The following is a 24,144-nucleotide window of genomic DNA, read 5'->3' as shown; positions in this document are numbered from 1 at the left end:
CTGATTTAAGTGACCATAATTAGTAGTGCTTGGTGCACTGTGCACAGTGCACCAAGCACTATCAAGAGTCTCAGCATCTAAAAAGATTCTTGAACGAGAAGAAACAATGTTATTTCCTTTGCTCCAATCCCAATTCCTTAGAGGATATTTCACGCATTTCAACTTTACGTACCTTTCCGGTAACAGTGGTTGGGAATTCGCTGACAAACTTCCAGTATTTTGGTATTTTATAAGTGGCAATCTGTCCTTTACAATAGCTTTGCAGCTCTTCACCGGTAATACCAGAACCATTCTTTAGTACCACCCAAGCCATTACTTCTTCGCCATATTTGGCTGATGGTACGCCAATTACCTGAATGTCTTTAATAGCATCATGCTGATGCAGGAACTCTTCGATCTCAAAGGGAGAGATGTTCTCACCACCGCGGATAATCAGATCTTTAATACGACCTACAATCTTTACATAGCCTTCTTCATCCATCTCAGCCAAATCACCTGTATGCATCCATCTGCCTTCGTCAATCACCGATGAAGTAGCTTCAGGATTATTCCAGTATTTCAGCATGACCGAATAGCCTCGCGTACAAAACTCACCTCGCTCACCGCGGGGAACAATCGCACCTGTTTCAGGGTCGATGATCTTGATCTCAAGATGCGGATGTACCATTCCAACCGTAGCACAACGACGGTATTCATTGTCATCTACAAATGTTTGTGTGCTAACAGGTGATGTTTCTGTCATACCATAACAGATACCAACTTCACGCATGTTCATCTTTTCGCGGACTGCTTTCATGGTTGATTCGGGGCATGAGGCACCGGCCATGATTCCGGTTCGCAGGCTCGAATAGTCATACTTGTCGAAAGCCGGATCATTCAGTTCGGCAATAAACATCAATGGTACACCATACAAAGAAGTACACTTCTCGTCCTGAACCGTCTTCAATACTGTTTCTGGCACAAAAGCTTCACCTGTAAGAACCATACAAGCGCCATGTGTGATACAGGCCAGGTTAGCCAGTACCATGCCAAAACAATGGTATAAGGGTACCGGTATACAAACACGGTCGTTTTCGGTATACTTTAAACGCTGGCCAATAAAATAGCCGTTGTTAAGGATGTTATGATGGGAGAGTGTAGCCCCTTTGGGAAATCCGGTTGTACCAGAAGTATATTGAATATTAATCGGATCATCAAATTGTAGTGATTGTTCTAAAGCCAGTAATTCTTCTGTCGATACTTTTTTACCAGCTTCGAGCAAAGTATTCCAATCATGGTCGATAACAACAATATGCTTTAAGTGAATGCATGAGGCTCTTACTTCGCCTAATATGTCGATGTAGTTGGTTTGACGAAAGCCTTTCGACATGATCAGTAGGCTGATCTCCGATTGTTTCAGAGCATACTTAAGTTCTGCAGCTTTATAGGCCGGGTTAACATTCACGAGGATCACACCCAAACGGGCTGTCGCAAATTGTACCAAAACCCATTCGTAGCGGTTGGGCGACCATATGCCTACACGATCGCCTTTTTTCACTCCATAGGATAAGATTCCTCTAGCTACTTTTTCAACCTGTTGCCAGAATTCTTTGTATGTGGCGCGATAATTCTGGTAGGGAACAACAAGAGCATCGCTCTCAGGATATTTTTCTGCAGTTTGTTTTAATTGTTCAGAAATGGTTATGCCCAATAGAGGCGTAGACGACGTTCCATGGTCGTACGATAATAGATTGTTCACGATGTGTGGTTTAATTAGTTATGTTTCACTCTGGGATCATTTGGTGAAGAATTGATGTCAATCCGTCACCAAATGGCTTCCGAAAATATAAATTAATAATTAAACCAGCTATCGCTGTTTATATATTTATTGTCAGCGAATCTTTCAAATGAATTATGACAGAACAGAATCTAATCTAACTGAACCTCTACATTTGATGGCGTTTGCGAAGCTTCTTTAACAAGCATTTGTTCCGCATGTCCATTCTTCCACCATTGCGCAGTTTGTGGTATTTCTCCATTTAGAATAAAAGCTTCTCCAATTTGTGGTGTAATAACTGGCATACCAATTTCAATGGCTTTGTCAGTAGCGCGTGTAACCGGATCAAGCCAGTCGTGCATTGCTAAGCGAAAAGCACCCCAGTGAATGGGCATTACCATTTGAGCTCGCACATCCCTACCAGCCATAATGGTTTCTTCAGGCATCATATGTATTTCCTTCCATAGTTCATTATATTGCCCGCATTCCATCATAGCCAGATCAAATGGACCATATTTAACTCCAATTTCTTTGAAGTGATCACCGTAACCGCTGTCACCACTGAAGAAGATATTTTTTTCGGGAGTTTGAATCACCCATGAGCACCATAGTGTTGATGCCTGATCGGAGAACCATTTACCTCTTCCTGAAAAATGCTGAGCCGGAGTGCATGCAAAAGTCATATCGGCGAAACTTATTTCCTGCCACCAGTCCAATTCCTTTATTTTATGCTTATCGACGCCCCAGGATTCCAGATGTGCTCCTACTCCCAATGGTGTATAAAAAGCTTCAGTTTTATCCTTTAGCTTTATAATCGAGCCATAATCAAGATGATCGTAATGATCGTGTGAAATAAGTATCAAGTCGATTTCGGGTAGTTCTTCAACCTTAATTGGAAGCTGTTTATTAAAGCGTTTCACACCTACCAGTGGCACTGGCGAAGCAGATGGTCCCAGCATGGGGTCAATTAAAATGTTTTTGCCATTGGTCTGAATTAAAAACGACGAATGGCCAAACCAGAATAACCTGAAATCACCATTATAATTCGCCAGACTTGTCGAATCCATTGGTATAACTTCAGGGCCAGAAGCAGGTGTTGCATTTGGGTGCATATTAAACTGCTCTTTAATCATTGCCCAAAAATTAGAACCCGACATGTTGACTTTTACATCACCAACATTAGCAAACTTACCATTACGGTGTTGAGGAGATTGCTTATATTCATTGAGTTCAACCGTATTTGCAGTTCCTCCGAATTGAGGGCTTAAGGTCATAAATAAAACCACAGGCAAGACAAGTGCCGCTACAATACTAACTGTTATTATCATTACTTTTCTCATTTTACTCATCATCATCAAAGTATTTACAAAAACAAAAGTAATGATGGTTTTGTGCGAAGATGGATAAATATTACTTGTTGTTGTATACAAATTACAGATCAACTGACTTTTTGATGAAAAATAACCTTTACTTATAGTCAGGGAAGAGATTGCTGTGTTACGGATCGTATCTTTATTTGCATTATGGGTATAAAGATACGATCCATATTCCCTACTAATGTGCTGCACCTTCAGTGCTTTATCTTTTTTTATCATGCATCGCAGGACTTCATCCTGCGCTATTATGTATAGGCCTTTCAGGCCAATTGTTAAAACTCATTTATCATTCCTGTAAGGACGATACTTATCAGCATAGTCCGTCAGGGCTATGGTAAAATTATAGACACGGATAACATTGAAATGATATTTCTTCTGTAATTATTCGATTCAGTTTGTAAATTTGGCTTCCATTTTACCAGAATTCAAGATACAGGTCTATGAAAAAAAGATTGATTCATTTGTTGTGTTTGCTGTGCTTGTTACCATTAGGTAGCAATGCGAGTGAATATAAAATGAGTCATTTAACCACAAAGGATGGTCTTTTTGGAGATAGAATTTTCAAATCATTTCGTGATAACAGAGGCTATTTATGGGTATTAGGAATAGGTGGTGTGGCTCGTTACGATGGCGGTCATATAACCAATTTTGTATCATCAAATTCTAAAACGAGGCATTATATAAAAGGGGGGCGCTTTTATGCAATTTGTCAGGATGCTAAAGGCAACATCTGGATAGGTGGAAATAGTGGACTTAATCTTTTTGATCCGCAAAATGATACATTTATTCCATTAGATATTAAAGGACTTAAAAGTATCCAGTTTGTTGAGAATTATGATACTGATTCAATCTGGATTTCAGGAATTCGATCACAAAACTTTCTGGTGAACATTAACACGCTGGAGGCAACAAAACGCCAAGAGCAACTTCTGTTTTCATCTTCAGCTTTGGATAACGACGGAAACATTTGGCTGAGTGCTGCAGACGGCAGGATATTTAAAAACTATCAACCTACAAGCTTACATTGTCATTTCAGGATTAAAGATATTTGTTTCGCCCCTTCAGGAAGTTTGTATTTAGCCACAGATAACGGAATTACTGTCATTCAGGATTTCTTAAATAAAGACTTGAGTACATTTTCGAAGCAAGATATTAAGAACCTCGAATTTTGGTTACGCGGACGAGTTGTCTATACCCTTGGTTATTATGAAGGAAGTATATGGGCCGGAACAGATAACGGTTTGAACAGGTGCGTACTCAATAAGCATGATTTGCCTTCAAGTATTCAGGATTATTACAGTGTTACAAACAGTTCATTTTCAATAAGCAATAATCTTATTCAGGATATTCTTTGTGATAAGGAAGTGATACTTTGGATAAGTACATACGGTGGTGTTAATAAGGTTGACCCTTCAACACGATGGTTTGATAGCTTCCGTTATGACCCTGAAGCAAACAATACCCTTCACGACAATTACATTTTTCCGATACATGGTGATAAGGATGGTCGTATCTGGATGGGCAGTTATACTTCGGGAGTATCGTGTTATAACTCCAAAGAAAAAGCTTTTACGCGCTTTCATAAAGATAACTCCATATTGGAAAGTAATTTTATAGCTCAACTCTATTCTGATAACGATGGTAACACTTGGATTGCTACTTCTCGTAAGGCTTATATATATAAAGACGGAGTATTATTGCCTGCTGAGTTTGTAGGTTTTAACAAGAGTTATACGATTAAATCAATTATACAACAAGCGGATGGAAGCTATTGGATGGGAACGTATAACCGAATTTTCAAATTCCACCGAGAAGCTGACGGAAAGTTCAGTATTGATAAAGAAATTGAGTTAAAGGGGGCAGGAGGCGTTTTTAGCCTTTTTGTTGACGCATATAAACGTATGTGGATTGGTTGCGACAAAGGTCTGTTTCTTTATGATGAGGTTAATGCGCATGAAGGTTGTATTCCATTTAAAAAAGAGCAATATCCTGCGTTGCAAACCAATCTGATGCAGAGTATTGTATCAGACTCTGAAGGTAATATCTGGTTTGGATCAAATAATGGACTGTATCATCTGGCAAATGACAGTATCCTGAAGAATAACCCACAAGCAGTGCAGTTTAAAGCTTATTTCATGGAAGATGGAATGAGTTCTGATTATGTTCCAGGTTTAGTTGCCGGCAAAGATGGCGAGATGTGGATCAGCTCATGGAAAGAGCTAATGAAGTATGAACCACATGGTGTTGGTATTGGCAAGTTTGTTCATTATTCGTTTAATGAGGGTATTGTAAGTGAAAAGTTTAACCGCTTTGGTTATTACCTGGATACTCTCACCAATACAGCCTATTTTGGAAGTGCCAATGGCGTGAATTATTTCAATATCGATAAAAAACCAAAAGAAGTTGGCACGGCTCAGATCTTGGTTCACCAAATCTTAGTGAATGGTAAAGAGTTTGATTTAAATCGGACGTTTGCAGATACAGCTGCTGAAATTAAAGTAAGTGGATCAATTCGTCAGCTAAAAATACTCTTTGGTTCATCAAGCTTATTGTCTCCGTCAAAACAGCTTTTTGCCTGGAAACTGGAAGGTAAGGATGAACAATGGCATTATACACGAAACAGGGAACTTATTCTGAATGATATTCCGGCTGGTGAATACCAATTATTGATCAGTGCTGTTACAGATCAGCGTAACGTTCAACCTCCATTTCTTATTCAATTGGAGGTAGAATCTAATCTATACATATATATGCTACTGTCGTTGTTCATACTAATCAGTCTGGCAGGAGTTTATCTGTTGTATCGTTTCAAAAGGATTAAAAAAGTAAACACAAAGTATGAGTATTCGAAGTTGAGTTCTGATAAATCTTCTGAGATTGTTAGTCAGCTCAATCAATTAATGGAGGAGCAGAAACCATATTTGAATCCGGATTTGACAGTCAATGAACTGGCGGCACAGGTTGGAGTCAGTTCAGTTAAATTATCCCAGGTGCTCAACGACTTTTTACAAACCCGTTTTTACGAATATGTCAATAAGTATCGGGTGGAAGAATTTGTTGCTTGTTTGGAAAAGGAAGAAAATAAAAAAATGACCTTGATAGCTCTCTCCGAAAAATGTGGCTTCTCATCCAAATCTTCATTTTACCGCTTTTTTAAAGAAGTAAAAGGTACCACCCCTGCGCAGTATGCAAAAAGCAGAAAAAATTAGATTTTTTTTCTGTCTCAATTTATAGACACTTATTTTAGGCCTTGTGAAATAGTATTTTATACGGTTCAATATATTTTTGGATAAATAAAATCTATGACAGAAATGCATACATCTCAACTCAGAATTAAGTACAAACTAAGGGTAATATTGATTGGTTTTCTCTTAGTATTGGTCATTCAATCAAATAACATTTCCGCTAAAGACCAATCAGGTAAAAAGCCTAATATCATATTAATAATGGCCGATGATTTGGGTTGGGGCGATACCGGCTATAATGGAAATAAGATTATCAGGACACCCAGTCTGGATCAGATGGCTAAAGAAGGTGTAAAGTTTAATCGCTTCTATTCAGCATCAGCTGTTTGTTCGCCAACACGGGCCAGTGTGTTAACCGGACGTAATCCTTATCGTACCGGTGTTTTTCATGCTAATACAGGAATATTAAGAACCGAGGAAGTAACGCTGCCTGAGTTACTGAAAGAAGAAGGTTACCTGACCGGACATTTCGGAAAATGGCACTTAGGAACACTCACCACTAATGAAAAAGATGCCAACCGTGGACGTGTGGGAAATACTCAGGAATATAATCCTCCCGCTCTGCATGGCTATGATGTTGCATTTGTTACAGAATCAAAGGTGCCAACCTATGATCCCATGAAAAAGCCTTTAAAGAAATATAACCGTAAAGGTTGGGATTATTTGAAAGAGGGAGAAGAGTTTACAGCTTATGGCACATATTACTGGGATATTGATGGGAATAAAATAAACGATAATCTGGAAGGGGATGACAGTCGTATTATAATGGACCGCGTATTGCCATTTATCAATGAGGCTAATGCTAATGAGCAGCCATTTTTTGCTGTTGTGTGGTTTCATACGCCTCACATGCCTTGCGTGGCAGGTCCAAAGCATCAGGAAATGTACAAAGATCAGGATGTCTTGATGCGTAACTATGCGGGTTGTATAACGGCTATGGACGAGCAGATTGGTCGTCTGCGTTCTTATCTTGAGAAAATTGGAAAAGACTCCAATACCATGATCTGGTTTTGCAGTGATAATGGTCCTGAGAATGGGAATCCAGGCTCAACAGGTGGATTTCGTGACCGAAAACGCGCTTTGTATGAAGGAGGTGTTCGTGTTCCTGGTGTTATGGTTTGGCCCAAGCGGATTAGAAAAGGATTTGAAACGGATATTCCATGTGTGACCTCTGACTATTTACCAACGATAATGGAAGTTTTAGATATTGAGCCAAGCAAAACACCTAATCAATTAGATGGGGTGAGTCTGGTTTCCTTACTGGATGGAAAGATGCGCGAACGTTCTCAGCCCATAGGATTCTGTATTAAAAACAGGGTGAGCTATTCAGACACTCAGTACAAACTCTATGGAGAGAAAGGACAATTTGAACTCTATGACATTGTGAATGATCCTTATGAAGAAAGAAATATTGCAGAGGATAAAGAGCAACTCATTAAACAGATGATAAAACAGTTGGAGGAATTTGTCAACTCTTGTAAATCCAGTTTTGAAGGTGATGAATATGGTAAAGCATCTTACGAGAAACTTGGACAATCGTGGCCGGATCCATTGAAAGTAAAAGAGAAATAATAATCCTGTACCGATTACCAATTAAAACAAAACCAGCTAACTATTAAATAATGACAGATAAACCTAAAACATATAGATTAATGATGAATCACAAACTTAAATTTTTACTGGCAATACTTGCCCTGATAATGATCCGACCAGGTATCGCAAATAATAAGAAAGATCAGAAACCCAATATTATTTTCCTTTTTGCCGATGATCAGTGCTATAACACAATTAATAAACTGGGCAATAAAGAGATTAAAACACCTAACCTGGATAAGATGGTGGAAAGTGGTGTTTCGTTTACACATGCCTTTAATATGGGAGCGTGGCACGGAGCTGTTTGTGTAGCCTCCAGAACGATGATTAACACAGGTCGCTTTGTTTGGCGGGCTAAAAGTTTAGAATCGGATTTAAAGACCAACAAAATTAACAAACAAATGTGGGGTAATCTGATGAAACATGAAGGTTATGATACTTATATGGCTGGTAAGTGGCATGTAAAAGCTGATCCTGCAGATTGTTTCAGCAATGTTGGAACAGTAAGGGGTGGAATGCCTAACCAAACACCAGAAGGCTATAACCGTCCGAAAGATGAAAATGATAACACCTGGAAACCGTGGGATAAACAATACGATGGATTTTGGAAAGGAGGAAAGCACTGGAGTGAAGTACTGGGAGATGAAGCAATTGGTTTTATCGAACAAGCTAAAGAAAGCGATAATCCTTTTTTTATGTATGTGGCCTTTAATGCACCGCATGATCCGCGCCAATCGCCAAAGGAATTTGTAGATATCTATCCGCTAGAAAATATTTCACTACCGGAAACCTTCCTGCCGGAATATCCTTACAAGGATGAGATGGGTTGCAGTGCGAAGTTACGGGATGAAAAACTGGCACCCTTTCCTCGCACAGAATACGCCATAAAGGTCAACCGTCAGGAGTATTACGCAATAATTACGCACCTTGACCAGCAATTAGGACGCATCTTAGATGCTTTGGAAAAGTCAGGTAAGAAGGACAATACTTATATCTTCTACACTGCTGACCATGGTTTAGCTTGTGGTAATCACGGTTTATTAGGAAAGCAAAGCATGTATGACCATAGTATGCGAGCACCTTTAATCGTGATTGGACCCGATGTACCTGCTAATAAGAAGCGTGACATGGATGTTTATTTGCAGGATATTATGCCATCCACATTGGAGTTGGCAGGTATTGATAAGCCGGCTTATGTGGAATTCAGCAGTTTGATGAAGATGGCACGTGGAGAACAAAAGAAAGGTAATTATCCGGCTATTTACGGATGTTATACCAAGCAACAACGTATGATACGCAAAGATGGTTTTAAGTTGATTGCTTACCCAGAGGCAAAAAAGGTACGTTTATACAACCTCAAAAAAGATCCTTTAGAGATGAAGGATTTAGCCGAAGAGAAAAAATACCAGGAAAAGGTAAAGCAACTTTTTAAAGAACTGGTTCAGTTACAGAATGAAATGGATGACGAACTGGATTTAACAATCGTATATCCAGAGTTATTAAAATAAGAAGATTGATTTTTTTGAGAGAAGTGATCATCAGGGCAGGTGATCACTTTTTTTTGTCAGATTAAGTCTTAACTAATACTGATTAATGGAGAGATTAAAAGGCTCCCAATTGCATCACCAGTTGCCCCAATTGGTGTAACTTATCTACAGGAGATGCAGACGATTGCTCCAATAAGGTGACTTGTTATACAGGATAGGTTCTTTAAAGTCAGAGTTTAATCCTTAACGCACCTAACAGACATGCCATACCATTTTTTACCAAAACCTCGTTCTACTCCCGTGCTGTTATAAACAAGTCCCCTGTAGCATGCCAAACTTTCTTCTTCAGAACTGGTCCACCAATAGCTTCGGTCAAAGTATCGTTCATGGCATGGAGTATAATATGTGGAGTCTCTTCGATTTAAAAGAACTCCGGAAAACCCACTGCTGTTATTTGGAACAGGGGCTGATGATCCGACAGAACCATATACTGTACTTGACCATATTACACCAAGTGCAGCCATAGATTTGGCAATCTTTTCTCTTCCACCACCATTACTGCCATCATAGTTGTATCCATTGTCAGCCAGATAATTTTCTAATTCCTCCCAATCTGTATCTGAGGCAACATGCCATCCCTGGGGGCTTAGTTTTCCTGAATTGACAGCATGCCAGTTGTAGTAAATTCCATTCCATTCAATGACGTATGAAGTGTCGGTATTACAATATGCTCCTCTTGCAATCCTGCAACAGGCACCCGATGTATTCGTGATCCATTCGTCATCTTCTGAAACCAATGGTATTTTTTCAGAATCGTTATAAGTCTCAGTCTTTAAGTCCTCAGCCATCCAAACCTGATCTCCAAAGCGAATAATTGTATATAAGTTACCATCTATATCAAAAACGCCGGATACTACGTTTAATCTGATAGTTAAATAGGATTCAGGGTGAGATAAGCTTATCTCGTTATCCCCGGGCTCAAGTGATGCTCCTTGTTTTGGATCACAAGTGATGCCCTCTTTCTCAAAATCTTCAAATGGAATATCTCTTATTAATGTGCCATCATCCAGCGTGAGACTAATAACAGTTCCTTTAAGGTCCAGTGTTTCATTGATACAATAGTCCTGCACCTTATCCGGGGAACTCTTTAAAGTGATTCTCTTTAATTCGGTGCCATTCTTCACTTCATTATCTTTCTGACACGAGGTAATAACAATTAGTGCGAGCAATACTAATTTGCCAAGTCTGTTCAGTCGCATGGGTATAATTTTTAGAATTATGTGTGATTAAATTCAGCAGCAACGAACTTACGAATTTTTATAGATTTGAGCACAAAGGATATGTAATTAATTCTTTGTGAGTAATATATATCTATTTGAATTATTTATGACTCTAAACTTCTTAAATTGAACTTTGACCATTCTAAGGTAAGATGGTAAAGACAATACATTTTGACCAGATGCAATGTGTTTTCTACTCAAGATTAAACAGACATCTTTATGATATTATTATTACTTATTGAAGTATATAATTGTCTTTTGAGAACTTGAAAAACTGAAATTAGTAAGCTAAATTGTTTAATGTATAAATAAGGAGATATTAGCAAGAATTCTATGAAAAAAGCCCTGATATTTATTTTTGGAATCATCCTGTTTGTAAGCTGTGAGAAGGATGATGAACTTGATCAATCAAAGATACCAAACGATTACGTCGCAATGTTTTTATTGGATGGAAATGCTGATGATAATAGTAAATATAAAAATCATGGTGAAATTGTTGGTAATGTAGTACCAACTTCAAATAGAAATGGAATAGAAAATTCTGCCATGTTTTTCGATAATGAAATCAGTTATATAAATGTCGAAAATGCTGATGAACTCGAATTAACTAATTCAATTTCTATTTCGGTGTGGGTAAAAGCAGATTCTTTGCAATATGGTTGGAATACAATTGTGAATAAGTGGGCAAACAATTGGGGCCCTGCTCCTGGTGGACAGGGATATTATCTAGGAATTAATACGCACGGGTTAAATTTAAGGTGGAACATATCCAATAACATCTTAGAATTGGATTCTCCATTTCCACTAAATACATGGTCACATATTGTTGTTACATATAATGGATTAGCCCTAAAAATGTATTTAAACGGAAAGTTTATTGATGAATATCCTTTTGAAGGTGGAATTGCTGACAATGATGTCCCATTTAGGATTGGACATCAAAGTGAGATAATACATGGAACTGCCAATTTTCATGGTGCTATTGATGATGTATTGATATACGACCGGGCTCTCGAGGAAGTTGAAATTGATATATTATTCAACGAAAACTACTAAGCACAGTAAATTGGAATATGGGCGATCGGCAGGTCCTAATAAAGCATGGTTGAATGGCATCCGATCGCTTCTGAATATTCCAAATAATTTAACGGCTAATAACAGCGAAGAGGCTATCTTACTTTAATGTGTTTCTACATTTGATTCAACACCAGTGTTGCACTATTTAAATCATCCGATTTAACCTTCAGTTTCAATTCACCTTTTGTGTTACTCGACTGAATGATGACCACAGCTCTCCCGTTAAAAGCCCTTCTTGTTGGTTCAGAATCGATTTCAAGTGATGAGGGATCGCCATTACCGGTTCCCAATATTTTGGCATCGCCTTCTACTTCAAACTGCAAATGATTATTAGCTAAAGGAACAAAATTGCCACCCATATCAAATATTGCAACGCGAACCACTACCACATCTTTACCATCGGCCTTTAGAGCTGTTTTATCAGGTGTAAGTTTTATAATATAAGGTTGTCCGGCTGTTACCAATTCATTTTGCAAAACCAACTTTCCGTTCTGATAGCCAAACGCTTCCAGTTTTCCCGGAGCATATTTAACCTGCCAACTTAAGTAACCATATTGAGGAATAGCTTTCGTTCCCAGGCTTTTCCCACTTAATACCAGTTTCACCTGATCACAATTGGAATGAATTAACACCTCGCATTTTTTACCTTCCATACCAGTCCAATTCCAATGCTGTGCCATATGTAATACCGGCTCATTGGTCCACCATGATTGGTAATAATAGTACAGGGGCTTTGGCATTCCACATAAATCCATTGCACCAAATTGGGAGCTATTATTAGGCTTCTCACTTGGATAAATTTCACCGTTATAATCAAATCCTGTCCATATAAAACTACCAGCCAGCCATGGACGTTCGGCATAGAACTTCAAGGTTTTATAGGCGCCGTTATTTCGTCCAATCATATTGGCTGCCAAATGACCTTTGGTTAGAGCTTTACGTTGGTCATTATCATCTGGCATAAAATAACCACCAATACCATCGGTTACAGCTACAGCCTTGTTATCATCAGCAAACTCATAAAAGCCACGAGTTACTGTTGCATTGCTAACTTCTGTTCCGATCAGAGGCTGGTTTGGGTGATTTTTATGGTAATCGTCAATAAAACCGAGACTGTAATTAAAGCCCATCACATCTATTTCTTGTGAGAAACCAAAATCTACCTTGCTGCCCCAGGCATTAACTCCGGCTGTTACCAAACGTGTAGAATCATGCTTATGTGCCTCGGCAACCATCTTCTTCATATAACGCATCCCAATGATATCCCGTTGTGTTCCTCCTTCTTCGTTGGCCATTGACCAAATAAAGATCGAAGGATGATTACGATGGTTTTTTACCATCCATTTTACCTGTTCCAGCGTCTCAACAGTGCTTCCTGCCGACCGGGTTTCATCCATTACCAGCATACCTAAACTATCACAGGCATTGAGCATCGATTTTGAAAACGGATAATGAGAACGAACGGCATTTACGCCCATTTCTTTCAATAATTTGATTCGATAATAATGTAATGCTTCAGGTAAAGCAGATCCAACACCTGCAAAATTTTGATGAATACATGCACCCTTGATTTGTACACGCTTATTATTCAGACAGAATCCTTGGTCCGCATCAAATTTTAAAGTTCGGATACCAATTTTAGTTGTGTAACTATCCAGCACCTTATTGCCGGCTAGTATTTTCGAAACCAATTGATAGCGGTTTGGATTGTCGACCGACCACAATTGAGGATTTTTAATTAACAATTGTTGTTGAGTAAGCTGATTGTCGAGTTTATTTACTTTGTCTTTCTTCGATTTGCCAGTAGCAACAATTCGACCATTTGCATCGATGATTTCGTTGTGTATCATAACCGTTTCATCCACAAAGCTTTCATTCTCAATGTTCGTTGCGATATTTACAATTGCCTGATCATTATTAATATTGGTGGTAATGAAAGGCCCCGAATCTTCAAAATGAATAGGGGAGGTTTTGATTAAACTAACCTCCTTATTAATGCCTGCTCCTTCATAAAACCAACCTTCATGCAAGGTGGCATCCACTCTTAAGGCAATGATATTTTGTTTTCCGTAGATCAAATAATCTGATATATCGAAACTAAAACCTGTGTAACCACTCCAATGGCGACCTATGTAAAAACCATTAACCCAAAGCATGCAATTTCTAAAAACACCATCAAATTCAATGACGATACGTTGACCTTCATCGGCTTGATCGACTTTAAATTTCTTTCGGTACCAACCAATGGATGTCTCCGGGTATTCACGCCCAACAGGCTTAAATCCATAGCGACTTCCTATACGTTGATCTTGTGTTGTATCGTAAGGTAAATCAACAGTCCAGTCGTGTGGTATTTGAATCGACTTCCAATTTGAATCGTCCAGATTTAATAAGGTTCCGGGAATACCATGACCACCATATGGTGCGGGTTCCAGCTTTGCAAACTGAAGTTGCACACCAGCTCCAAAACCAAAGTCCTTTTTAATATCATAGGTGTGTCCGAAATGAAATTTCCAGTCAGTGTTGAAATCAATGATTTCACGTTGTGCAAAAATCACCGAACAAAATACGAGACATGATAGGATTAATACATAATGCTTCATAATCTGTGTGCCAATTATTGAATATTATATACCGAAAAGTTATGAATTATTGGTTCGTCAACCGATTTATTGATCTTTACTTTCACAGCTGATACATTCATCGTTTCGAAGTGGTGAATGTACTTATGACCAATGCAGCTTCCTTTAAAAAGAGAAGTCCATGTTCCATCTTTTTCAGTTAGAATCTCGAAGCTACGTATGCGCTCGCCTTTCGCTATATCCTCTTGTAATACAATATGGTTGATAGCTTTATCTTTATTTAGCTGGATTGTTAATTCATTCCCTTTACCTCTTATGGACTTAATTGGCTTATCGAAACGTTTTTTTATCTCATCGCCAAACTCCTTCATGCGTTTGACATCAATTTCAGGTACTAAACCACGTTCATCAACTACCACTCCAATTAGCATGTTGGTGTTGCGTCCGGCTGTGGTATAGTATTTTTCAATTAAGGTTTCTAAAGACATGAGGTGTTTTGTGTTTTTTTGATGATAGAACCAGCCACCTTGCCAGCCACCATGACGAATGGGGAAATCCGCTTCCCCGGGACACCATAACGGACCGTCGGGGTTTCCATGCAAGCGATCAATTTCTTCATCGCCACCACTGGATGTAGTGGTGTGCATGGTGCTCCAACAAGGATATGGAGCTACACCGCGTTCATTACCAACCCAGCGGATTAAGGAGTTGGTTCCTTCAGGTCCCTGAAATACAACGGCCTGTGGTTGATGTTTATGTAATAGTGTTACAATATCAGGCCCCCCTTTTTCAGGTGGTAAACAACCTCCATCAAACCAAATCTCGAAGAACTTTCCATAGTTGGTGTATAACTCGGTAAGCTGTTGTTCTACCATCTTATTATACGCTTTCTGCTCTTTCTCATCTTTGCTATTGACCAAACCCGGATTATCAACTTTAAAATACCCGTTTGCTGCTGCGCTGTAATAAACACCCGGACGAACATTGTATTTCTTACACGATTTAATAAAATCTTTCAGTATATCACCTTGTCCGTTTTTCCACGGAGAACTTTTAATGCTGTAATCATGCGCATCAGTTGGCCACAAACAAAAACCGGTGCAGTGTTTAACAACCAGTACAGCGTACTCTCCACCCATATCTTTCACTGATTTTACCCACTGATCGGTATCCAGTTGCTTAGGATTAAATATTTCAGGATCGGGATTAAAATCCCATTGCTTACGCCATTGATAAGACGGTTCGTAAACATTAATATCGAAATGAATGATGGCACCTATTTCGCAATCGGCCCATTCAACCTGTTCTTTTGTTGGTAGAGGAATTTGACCGTAGGTATTAAGGCAAAGAATACCTAAAAGCACGATAGAAATATATTTTTGCATAACCGTTTAGATTTGTATAAGTAATTAAGATGATTGCATTTATTAATAAATTATACCACCCCGCCTATCGGCACCCCTCCTAAAATTCAGGAGGGGAAGTTTTTATCTATGTATAATAATTAAATATTATTATTTCGACATAAAAGACCAGTTTATATCCTTATAAGTCCAGTTAGTGGTACCCTCATGTTTTGCGCTGCCTTTGCCATCTTTAACTGTCAGTATTGTTTTTGTGTATTTTCCAGATGCATAATCGTACGTTTTACCATCGTCGTCATACAATACGTAAGTTCCATCTTTTTCTCCATAAACCCGCACTTCAAGAGGCATTTCATTGGTCCAGGCCGAAGCGCGATTAACCTTTGAAATCATTGGAATGATGCCGCCATCTTTTACAAATAAGGGAATCTTATCCAATCCTGGTTGAATGTTTATGACTTCGCCATTGCCTACATATTTTCCAGTATAGAAATCATACCAGTTGCCCTTGGGAAGAATCACTTTTCGTTCTGTTTGATGGGCAAACATCGGTGCCACCAAAACGTAGTCGCCCATCATGTATTGATCTTTTACTTCGCGTTTAATGGCTTCCGCATATGGGTTGGCAGTTCCATCCAGCCTTCCGCTGATCAATTCTTCTTTCGCCAGATAGCCTTCAACCAATTCCATAGCACGGAATGGAGGTTTGCCCTCAAAGTAATATTGCGCAAAGGTAGAGTACAGGTAAGGGAGCATCTGCATGCGCAAGAAGGCCACATCCTGACAAGCTTCATAAACATCGGGAAATGACCATGGTTTGGTGCCGTCTGCCCAGGCATTGAGCATAGCCATTGGAGAGAAGCAAACCGATTGCATACGGCGTACCCACTCTTCAGATGTTCGGCTGGCGCGTACTTCCGGTGTCCAGAGTAATCCTGAAAAACTTGAGTTGATTAGTGCTGTGATAAAATCTTTGTGGCTATAATAATCGTTGTAAATCACATAAGGATAAGATACAGAACCTGCATTGGCAGCGCGAATCAGACCATATGTGCGTTCGTTCTTCGCACGGTAGATCTCATCGGTCAACGTCATGACTTGCGTACCATAGGTCTGACGCATTTGCTCACCATCACGTCCTGATGGGAAAGTTGCAATATCGGGCCAAAGCCAGTGGTCGTAACCATCTACTTCATCAATTTTAAAACCACTTACACCAATGTTTAACTGATTATCCAGTAAATGTTGTTTGAAAATATCTCTTGCTTCAGGTATGGTATAGTCTGGTACAGTTCCGCACCAAACTGTATGCGAGCCTGTGTACTTTTCCATCTTTTTATCCAGGCTTGATCCCGGCCATAAAAAAGGATTACACCACAGATTCAAATGAATACCTTTTTCACTCATTTCTTTGGCAAAACCAGCCGGATCAGGGTAACGTGTCTGGTCCCATTCGAAGGTGCAGGGATAGGCTTTGCTGTGCCATCCGGGCTCTAAACCCAATACGTCAATCGGGAAATTTTTCTCACCAAAACTTTCCACTTCGGTTCTGACATCCTTATCGGAAAAGCGGGTAGGAGTGCGTTGCCAGAATCCCAGGCCCCATTTGGGAGGAATAAAACCGCCACCACAATACAGGTTGAAACGCTGTACCACTTCCATCATATTTTCTCCCGTAAATAGGATCATTTCCACGCCATCTTCGGGAATGACAAATTCAAGATTATCAGAGTAAGGGCGGGCCGACCATAATCGATCGGTATTACGATCTTTGGTTTCAGGTGGATTTTTACTGTCTTTACGAACGCCCGAGCCAGCATAAACATCAATGTAACGTGCAGCATTAATGAGCACGCCATAACCTTTGTCCGAAACAAAGAATGGAACAGGGGCATGTGTACGGCCATTATCACGACCACCGTAATGATCAACATGTAAACGCATGATTCTTCCTCGCTGACGAACGGTTTTAAAGTTTAAGCCAAAACCGTATAGTTGTTCTTCCTTATCGAGGGGAAAGCGCACATAGGTACGGCCATTTTTTGTAAATGCTTCAATTTCATTTTTGTCAATTGGAATAGAAGCATCTCCAAGTTGTTTGATGGCTTCGGCTTTGGGCTGTTTATTACTTACCGAAAGTAAATTAAAATTGGAAGGATTATTAACCTGTGTTTTCCATACACCCGGATGCGTTTGTTGCCACACCGGAGTGTTATTTTCTGAATTTATATTGGTGGTTTTATTCGTATTGCACGAAACCAGAAAAACCAAACTGAGTAATGCAATGGTGAGGTGTTTCATCTGTTTGTTTATTTAGTTAATACCAATTCTTAATGTATATTTCGTATTACAATAATTGTATTTCTTTACTTCGCGCTCAAGCCGCGCGTTGGCTCATTCTTTTTGTTCATGTTTGTCCGTTTCAACTTATATTCACGATTTTCAATTCCTTAGATGAAAAAGAATGCAAAAAATCATCCTCCACAGCACTCAGCGACCCACTAACGATACGCTTCACAAGAGATTTAAAGAATTACAGCTTGGCATCAAATCTCTTTTTGCTACGCTTAATCGAGTGGGTACCCCGCTTTCATTGCTGAAGTCGGTAATTGGTACACGACAACTCGATGATCTATAACCTTCTTTTTTATCATTTAGCACGATAAGAGGTATTACATGTTAGCTACTGATCAAAAAAGCTGAATGATAAATCAGTTTATTTGAGCGATAACCAAATTTAAGCGGAAGCAATTTATTGTCAGACCATGTAAACTTTTAAGGATGAGAAACACGTCTTTTTGCTCAAAAGTACTTATATGTGATTGCAGTACTTTGTTTTACGATTTTGAGTATTTCTTTTGATATTCGGATGGAGTGAGGCTGGTGTTCAATTTAAAAATGCGGTTGAAGGCCGATTTTGAGTTGAATCCACATTCCCAGGCAATGGATAGGATGGTCTTATTTTGATGTTTGGGATCAACCAATCGCTTTTTCACTTCTTCAACTCTGAATTCGTTGATATAATCGTAAAAAGATTTACCAATAACATCATTTAATAAAGATGAAAGTTGGTTAGCAGAAATATTTAATGGTTCAGCCAGATCTACTAAGCCAAGTTTGAAATCGAGATAAGGTTGTTGATCTTCCATTATTTTCTGCAGACGCAAGGCTAATTCTTTATCTTCTTCTCCGAATGTGGTGTTTTGTTTTCTATCAGTTTGCTTAAGCTTGGATTTATACAAGAAGAAAGCAAATACGAAAATAATTAAAGCTCCAATTGTTACCGGCCAATATAAATTGTTATCAGATGCTACCTTTATGTGAATTTTAAGGGCTTGATCATTCCACACGCCATCATTATTGGCAGCTTTTAGCTCCAGTATGTGTTTCCCCGATGGTAAATCTGAATAGCTCAATTGTGGGTTACTTCCTTCATAAATACTCCATTGATCATCAATACCATTTAGTTTCCAGGCATATTTATTCCGATAAGGACTGGTGTACGACATGGCTGAAAACTGCATCTCGAAACGGTTTTTACCTTTGGGCAATTCCACTGAATATCCCTGATCATTCTTTTGAAGGATGATATTTTGGTTGTTTTCTGAATTCCAACTGAATTCGATATTATCAACAGCAAACGATGTGACTACCAATTTAGGAGGGATGGTGTTTACAGGGAAGTGTACGGGATTAAAAACATTCACTCCGGCGGCTCCACCAAAATACATGGTTCCGTCATCATCTTTCCAGGCTGCATTTTTTCGGAATTTTCCTTTTAATACTCCGTCGTAATCCGAATAATTAACAAAGCTTTTGTCCACAGGATTAAACCGTGAAATGCCTTTATTGGTGGAGATCCACAAAATGCCAAATTCATCTTCCAGAATGGCATTGACTTCATTATCGGCCAAACCATCTTTTTCGGTGTATGATTGAAAGGAGAATGATGTTTTACCATCGTTATTTGTATTTTCAATAACCTGGTTAAAACCGGCAAAGGATGTACCAACCCAAAGGTGCTTTTTACTATCCTCAAAAATTACAAATACCTCATTATTACTTAAGGATGTCAGATCGTTGGGGTGATGGCGAAAATGCTCGAACCAAACTGTACCATCCAGTTCTTCATGCATCAAATCCAGACCATCATTGTTCATCCCTATCCAGATACGTCCTTTAGAATCCTCAAATACTTTAAAAACACTATCACCTCCAAGGGATTTTTTATTGTTTTGTTCAGGTCGATAATTGGTAAAAATCAGATCATCCTTTTGCCCGGTAATGATGGATATGCCTCCCAGGGTTCCGACTAAGATGCGGCCTTTTCGATCTTCAATGACAGATGTTACCGTGTTATTCTCAATTGAATTAGCTGATTCGGAAGATGACCGAAAGTTAATCCATGAAGAGCTTCCTTTTACTTTTAAATTAAGTCCACCATCCCAGGATGCAACCCATATTCGACCTTGAGAATCTTCAAGCATATCGGCAATATAGGTACCTTTCATACCGGAGTTATTGGAAGGAGGGAAGTGCTCAAATGATGGATTGTGTAAAGAACTTTCCTCTTTAAGGCGCTCCAGGCCTTTATCACGAGTGCCCAACCATAACCGTCCCTTTTTATCACGGTATATCGACTGTATAAAGCTATTGCTTAATCCATCTGTACGTGTAGGCTCTGTTTTCCACTTGATAAAACGCTGTCGTGACCAGTCGAAAACATCCAGGCCTTCTTGGGTACCGAGCCAGACTACACCTGTCTCATCCGAGAAGATATCATAAATATCGTTGCTGCTAATGGAATTTTGTAATTTGGAATTGGCAGCTAAATATTGGTGAGTATTGCCTGATGGCGAGTAAATAGTTAAACCACCGCCGTATTCGCCTAAAAAAAGGTTTCCTTCACGATCTTCGGCAATACTGCTGAAACCTCTTCTTAAAGGATGTTGCAGGTTTTCGATTAATTCGAATTGACCTTTACCCGGCATAAATCGATACAAACCCAATGGCCCCACGCCCCACAAGACCCCATAACGATCGTTAAATAAACGTGTAATGGATGCGTTATAGGTTTTGATAATGGAGTTGTTGTTACGATCGTATTTGCCTACTTTTCCGTTATAACAAACCCAGAAACTGCCTTCGTTGCTTTCGTAATAACTGCTGACGCTTTTCCCCTCAAAAACCTTTTCTAGTGTGTTTTGATAGATGGAGTAGCGATAGTTGCCGGAACTGCAGGAAACCCATAAATAACCGGATCGATCTTCGAGCAGGGTATGAATATAGTCGTTCTCAAAATTTGATTGAATGGCGAAGGTATCTTTAAAGCTGTGTGCTTTACCTGTTAACGAATTTAATACACAAAGGCCGGTGGTAGTACCCACCCATATATTTCCATTGGCGGATGTTTCAAGTGCATATATTTTATCGCTGCAGATCGAATTCGGATCTGTATCCTTGTGTTTAAAAACCTTGAAGCGGTAACCATCAAATGAGGATAATCCATTTTGTGTACCTAACCAGATCATACCGTTTCTGGCCTTACGGATCAATCGGATTTCATTATGGAACAGTCCGTCTTTGGTAGAATAATGGTGGAATACATGATTCTTTTCTGCTGATGCAGAAAGGGTCATAACAAGAAGTAATATGATTGTAAATACTTTTTTCATTTCCACCAAAGCAAAAATAGCATTTACATCATTGGATAAAATAGCTTCGTTTGATTTTTGTGGTAAAAAGTGAAATAAGTAAACACCTGATTCTAATCTTTTACTTTGAAGAGAAGGAAATGGAAGATGCCTGTTTTTATAAAAGTAGACCAGGGGGTTAACAAGAAATAAGCACCTCACCTCAATCCTCTCCTTTGAGGAGAGGAAGTGCTAAAATTAGGTATTGCAGTGTCAAAGATTAGAGGTAGTTACTTTCTGAAGTTGCAGTCTCCTTCTCCTCCTAGGAGAAGGCCGGGATGAGGTTTAAATAAAGGGTAATTTATTGAAAGATTTCCCCCTTGGCGAAGGGGGTTAAATGAGGCTATATTAGTTATAAAAACGAAGTGGGGGATTGAGAAGAGTAAACTTCTCTTTAATGCTTTTAAGTTTAGCAATCGCCCTGCGCTCACCTTTATTTCCCTAAAAGGAACAGCGCGCAGGATAAGCTGTTAGGAATCCGTTTTAACTTTATTATTGGCTGTATACCCTCATGCCGGGTGGCATTCTCATTTTTTAGAAAAACGAGAAACAAAAATCGAATTGAAAGAGGTGATTGCTGCGCACCGTAATGAATTTGTTGTTTCAGGCTTTCCCTTTTTCAAAGGTCGCCATTACACAACATTCATTTCTATCACTTGCTTTCAATCCTTCGAAACGTTGTTTCGATTAGGGAAAGCTTTTCCAACTTATTTTGGAATTTTTCAGATTGAAGTGATTTCCCCCTTAGCGAAGGGGGTTAAATGAGACTATATAAGTTATAGAAATGAAGTGGGGGATTGAGAAGAATAGGTAAACACCTCATCCTAACCTTCTCCTGAAGGAGAAGGGAATGTAAGGCGCCTATTTTATAAAAATGAAGTAAGGAATTAAACACCTCACCTCAGTCCTCTCCTGCGAGGAGAGGAAGTGTTAAATTTGGAATTACAGTGTTCAGGATTAGAGGTAGTTCTTTCTTAAGTTGTAGTCTCTTTCCTCTTGACGTAAGTGTAACAAAAAGAAATCCGGCAACTGACTGCCGGATTTTCCTGAATACCCTGTTACAACTTATACGAGTTATTTGACTATGATGCCTACTTCTTCCAGTTTCTGGCGTTCAGGTCCTGAATAAAACAGGTCAAGGCATTCGCGCAGATCAACGCAGTAGGCGTGGAGGGCATCAAAAGTTTCTTGTTTCTTTTGGGAAGCTTGCTGTGCTTCACCGTCTTCTTTTTCGGCATTGAGTCGCAATTGCTCAACGGCTTCAATTTTGCCTAAATAAGCTGCAATCGCTTCGGGTGTTAATTCAACCAGGGCAAACTTTGCTTGAATGTCTGCGTTTTGCTCAACAGCTTTAAGCGTGTCGAAAGAATGCTGCTTCCACTGAGCAAAGTTAGTTGGTACAGCCTCGTCGGCTAACAATAATTTTAAAGTGCCAGGATCGTTTTTATAAAAATACCGGGCCGCCTTACGCACTTTTATCACACCTTCGTGTATCTCATCTTTAGTTTCGTTAAATATTCTGGAGGCTTCCAGACTCTCCAACTTCTCCAGTCGTTGGTTTTGTCTGGCTTCTTTGGCGGCTATGTATAATTCATCACCTGTGGCCAGGCGATCTTCAGAATAAATCAGGGCGATACGTTCCTTTATTGAGGCATTATCACGAACACCATAGATTAGTACCCTGTTTTTCTCCATTGTTTTCTCATATGTTTCCATAAAAAGTTAAATTTTGATTTATGCATTGCAGGATACTGCCTGCAAGTACATAAAAGGTTAATAATAGTGATAAAATGTAGCTGTAACGAAATATATGTGTGTTATCAGTATGGAGATTGAAAGTAAATAGAAAAAATGGTTATTCCAAGTTTGTGTTTAAAAAATATTTCAACTCATACTAAACAATAATGTGTAATGTAATGGTTCTGTGTTGATTTGTGTAGTTTGAATAAAGGGTTTATACACTTGTGTTTGTGGTGCTTTTGGCCTGTGTTATCCTGTTTGTTTGATAAATGACATGCACTTACTTATGAGAACTTCTTGTTTGTAGCGTGCTTGTATATATGACGCGGGTTTCAAGGTGGATTAGGATGTTTATGTCTGATATTTATGTTTTCAATGATTTAAGTGGTCTGAAGTTTTTTAGAATCTTATATAAGAAAGTTAATCATTAGCTTATGTTTTGAGTGGCTAACTTCTCCGCCTTTATGTAAATGCGTAAAGAAAATTTATCGGCCAATAGTGATTACGATTTTAATATATTAGAAAAATTGTCAATGATTCAACGGCGCAAAATAATCATCATAGTTGCAGTTGACACAGTTTATTGAATACTCCCTATACGGTTTATCGAAAACTTATTTTACTCTGCCAAATTGGCGTTTTGCGCCTCTCGGTGGCCTTTTTATAGCTCTCGGAAGCCTTTTTGTGCCTCCCGGAGGGCTTTTTATAGCTCCGGGAGTGCCTTTTGCTACGTTCGGTGGTCTAAAGCTCTGCCATTCTGTCGCTTTGGGGCATTAAGAATTGTTCTTATATGTTTCGGAAGGCCTTTTGCCCTCGCAGGAAGCCTTTTTGTGACTCCGGGAACACCTTTTGCTGTTTCCGGTGGCGCCCAAAACGACCATACTGCTGTTTTGAGACATTAAGAAGTGCTTTTATATGTTTCGGAAGTGCTAATGTGTGATTAGGAATAGC

Annotated in this window: 12 protein-coding genes; 4 read left to right on the top strand and 8 right to left on the bottom strand. The window is 39.1% G+C overall.

Annotation, left to right across the window (positions count from 1 at the left end):
- Positions 1-109: 109 nt before the first annotated feature.
- Positions 110-1,738, bottom strand: coding sequence for an AMP-binding protein (locus AC4MRQ_RS12515; protein ID WP_491198018.1), 1,629 nt, complete (start codon positions 1,736-1,738; stop codon positions 110-112).
- A gap of 170 nt (positions 1,739-1,908) precedes the next feature.
- Complete coding sequence (locus tag AC4MRQ_RS12510) at positions 1,909-3,351, bottom strand: MBL fold metallo-hydrolase (protein ID WP_491198017.1); 1,443 nt, start codon at positions 3,349-3,351, stop codon at positions 1,909-1,911.
- 221 nt (positions 3,352-3,572) lie between these two features.
- On the opposite strand from AC4MRQ_RS12510, the gene AC4MRQ_RS12505 reads away from it, so the two are divergent.
- From AC4MRQ_RS12505 to AC4MRQ_RS12495, 3 genes are all read left to right on the top strand, one after another.
- Positions 3,573-6,341 (top strand): ligand-binding sensor domain-containing protein, encoded by a 2,769-nt coding sequence (locus AC4MRQ_RS12505; RefSeq protein WP_491198016.1) that lies wholly within the window; start codon positions 3,573-3,575, stop codon positions 6,339-6,341.
- Positions 6,342-6,434: 93 nt separating this feature from the next.
- Complete coding sequence (locus AC4MRQ_RS12500) at positions 6,435-7,949, top strand: sulfatase family protein (protein ID WP_491198015.1); 1,515 nt, start codon at positions 6,435-6,437, stop codon at positions 7,947-7,949.
- 80 nt (positions 7,950-8,029) lie between these two features.
- Complete coding sequence (locus AC4MRQ_RS12495) at positions 8,030-9,478, top strand: sulfatase family protein (RefSeq protein ID WP_491198014.1); 1,449 nt, start codon at positions 8,030-8,032, stop codon at positions 9,476-9,478.
- A gap of 215 nt (positions 9,479-9,693) precedes the next feature.
- On the opposite strand, the gene AC4MRQ_RS12490 is transcribed toward AC4MRQ_RS12495, so the two are convergent.
- Positions 9,694-10,716, bottom strand: coding sequence for a fibrobacter succinogenes major paralogous domain-containing protein (locus AC4MRQ_RS12490; RefSeq protein ID WP_491198013.1), 1,023 nt, complete (start codon positions 10,714-10,716; stop codon positions 9,694-9,696).
- A gap of 354 nt (positions 10,717-11,070) precedes the next feature.
- On the opposite strand from AC4MRQ_RS12490, the gene AC4MRQ_RS12485 reads away from it, so the two are divergent.
- Positions 11,071-11,793, top strand: coding sequence for a LamG domain-containing protein (locus AC4MRQ_RS12485; protein WP_491198012.1), 723 nt, complete (start codon positions 11,071-11,073; stop codon positions 11,791-11,793).
- A gap of 134 nt (positions 11,794-11,927) precedes the next feature.
- Here the strand turns inward: AC4MRQ_RS12485 and galA are convergent, their stop codons facing one another.
- From galA to AC4MRQ_RS12460, 5 genes are all read right to left on the bottom strand, one after another.
- Positions 11,928-14,417 (bottom strand): beta-galactosidase GalA, encoded by a 2,490-nt coding sequence (gene galA / locus AC4MRQ_RS12480; protein WP_491198011.1) that lies wholly within the window; start codon positions 14,415-14,417, stop codon positions 11,928-11,930.
- Positions 14,418-14,431: 14 nt separating this feature from the next.
- Positions 14,432-15,781 carry an alpha-L-fucosidase gene (locus AC4MRQ_RS12475; protein ID WP_491198010.1) on the bottom strand — a complete coding sequence of 450 codons (1,350 nt, stop codon included), beginning with the start codon at positions 15,779-15,781 and terminating at the stop codon, positions 14,432-14,434.
- 129 nt (positions 15,782-15,910) lie between these two features.
- Positions 15,911-18,061: a TIM-barrel domain-containing protein gene (locus AC4MRQ_RS12470; RefSeq protein ID WP_491198009.1), complete on the bottom strand. Its 2,151-nt coding sequence runs from the start codon at positions 18,059-18,061 to the stop codon at positions 15,911-15,913.
- 536 nt (positions 18,062-18,597) lie between these two features.
- Positions 18,598-21,435 carry a ligand-binding sensor domain-containing protein gene (locus AC4MRQ_RS12465; RefSeq protein ID WP_491198008.1) on the bottom strand — a complete coding sequence of 946 codons (2,838 nt, stop codon included), beginning with the start codon at positions 21,433-21,435 and terminating at the stop codon, positions 18,598-18,600.
- A gap of 1,092 nt (positions 21,436-22,527) precedes the next feature.
- On the bottom strand, positions 22,528-23,169 hold the full coding sequence (locus tag AC4MRQ_RS12460) for a PQLLE family protein (protein WP_491198007.1): 642 nt from the start codon (positions 23,167-23,169) through the stop codon (positions 22,528-22,530).
- Positions 23,170-24,144 lie beyond the last annotated feature (975 nt).

The sequence above is a fragment of the Carboxylicivirga sp. genome (genome assembly GCF_982718395.1).
This window is presented reverse-complemented; position numbering and strand designations above follow the sequence as displayed.

Coding starts and splice junctions, on each gene's coding strand:
- AC4MRQ_RS12510 (WP_491198017.1), bottom strand. CDS start 3,351: ATGATAAAAAAAGATAAAGCACTGAAGGTGCAGCACATTAGTAGGGAA.
- AC4MRQ_RS12505 (WP_491198016.1), top strand. CDS start 3,573: ATGAAAAAAAGATTGATTCATTTGTTGTGTTTGCTGTGCTTGTTACCA.
- AC4MRQ_RS12500 (WP_491198015.1), top strand. CDS start 6,435: ATGACAGAAATGCATACATCTCAACTCAGAATTAAGTACAAACTAAGG.
- AC4MRQ_RS12495 (WP_491198014.1), top strand. CDS start 8,030: ATGATGAATCACAAACTTAAATTTTTACTGGCAATACTTGCCCTGATA.
- AC4MRQ_RS12490 (WP_491198013.1), bottom strand. CDS start 10,716: ATGCGACTGAACAGACTTGGCAAATTAGTATTGCTCGCACTAATTGTT.
- AC4MRQ_RS12485 (WP_491198012.1), top strand. CDS start 11,071: ATGAAAAAAGCCCTGATATTTATTTTTGGAATCATCCTGTTTGTAAGC.
- galA (WP_491198011.1), bottom strand. CDS start 14,417: ATGAAGCATTATGTATTAATCCTATCATGTCTCGTATTTTGTTCGGTG.
- AC4MRQ_RS12475 (WP_491198010.1), bottom strand. CDS start 15,781: ATGCAAAAATATATTTCTATCGTGCTTTTAGGTATTCTTTGCCTTAAT.
- AC4MRQ_RS12470 (WP_491198009.1), bottom strand. CDS start 18,061: ATGAAACACCTCACCATTGCATTACTCAGTTTGGTTTTTCTGGTTTCG.
- AC4MRQ_RS12465 (WP_491198008.1), bottom strand. CDS start 21,435: ATGAAAAAAGTATTTACAATCATATTACTTCTTGTTATGACCCTTTCT.
- AC4MRQ_RS12460 (WP_491198007.1), bottom strand. CDS start 23,169: ATGGAAACATATGAGAAAACAATGGAGAAAAACAGGGTACTAATCTAT.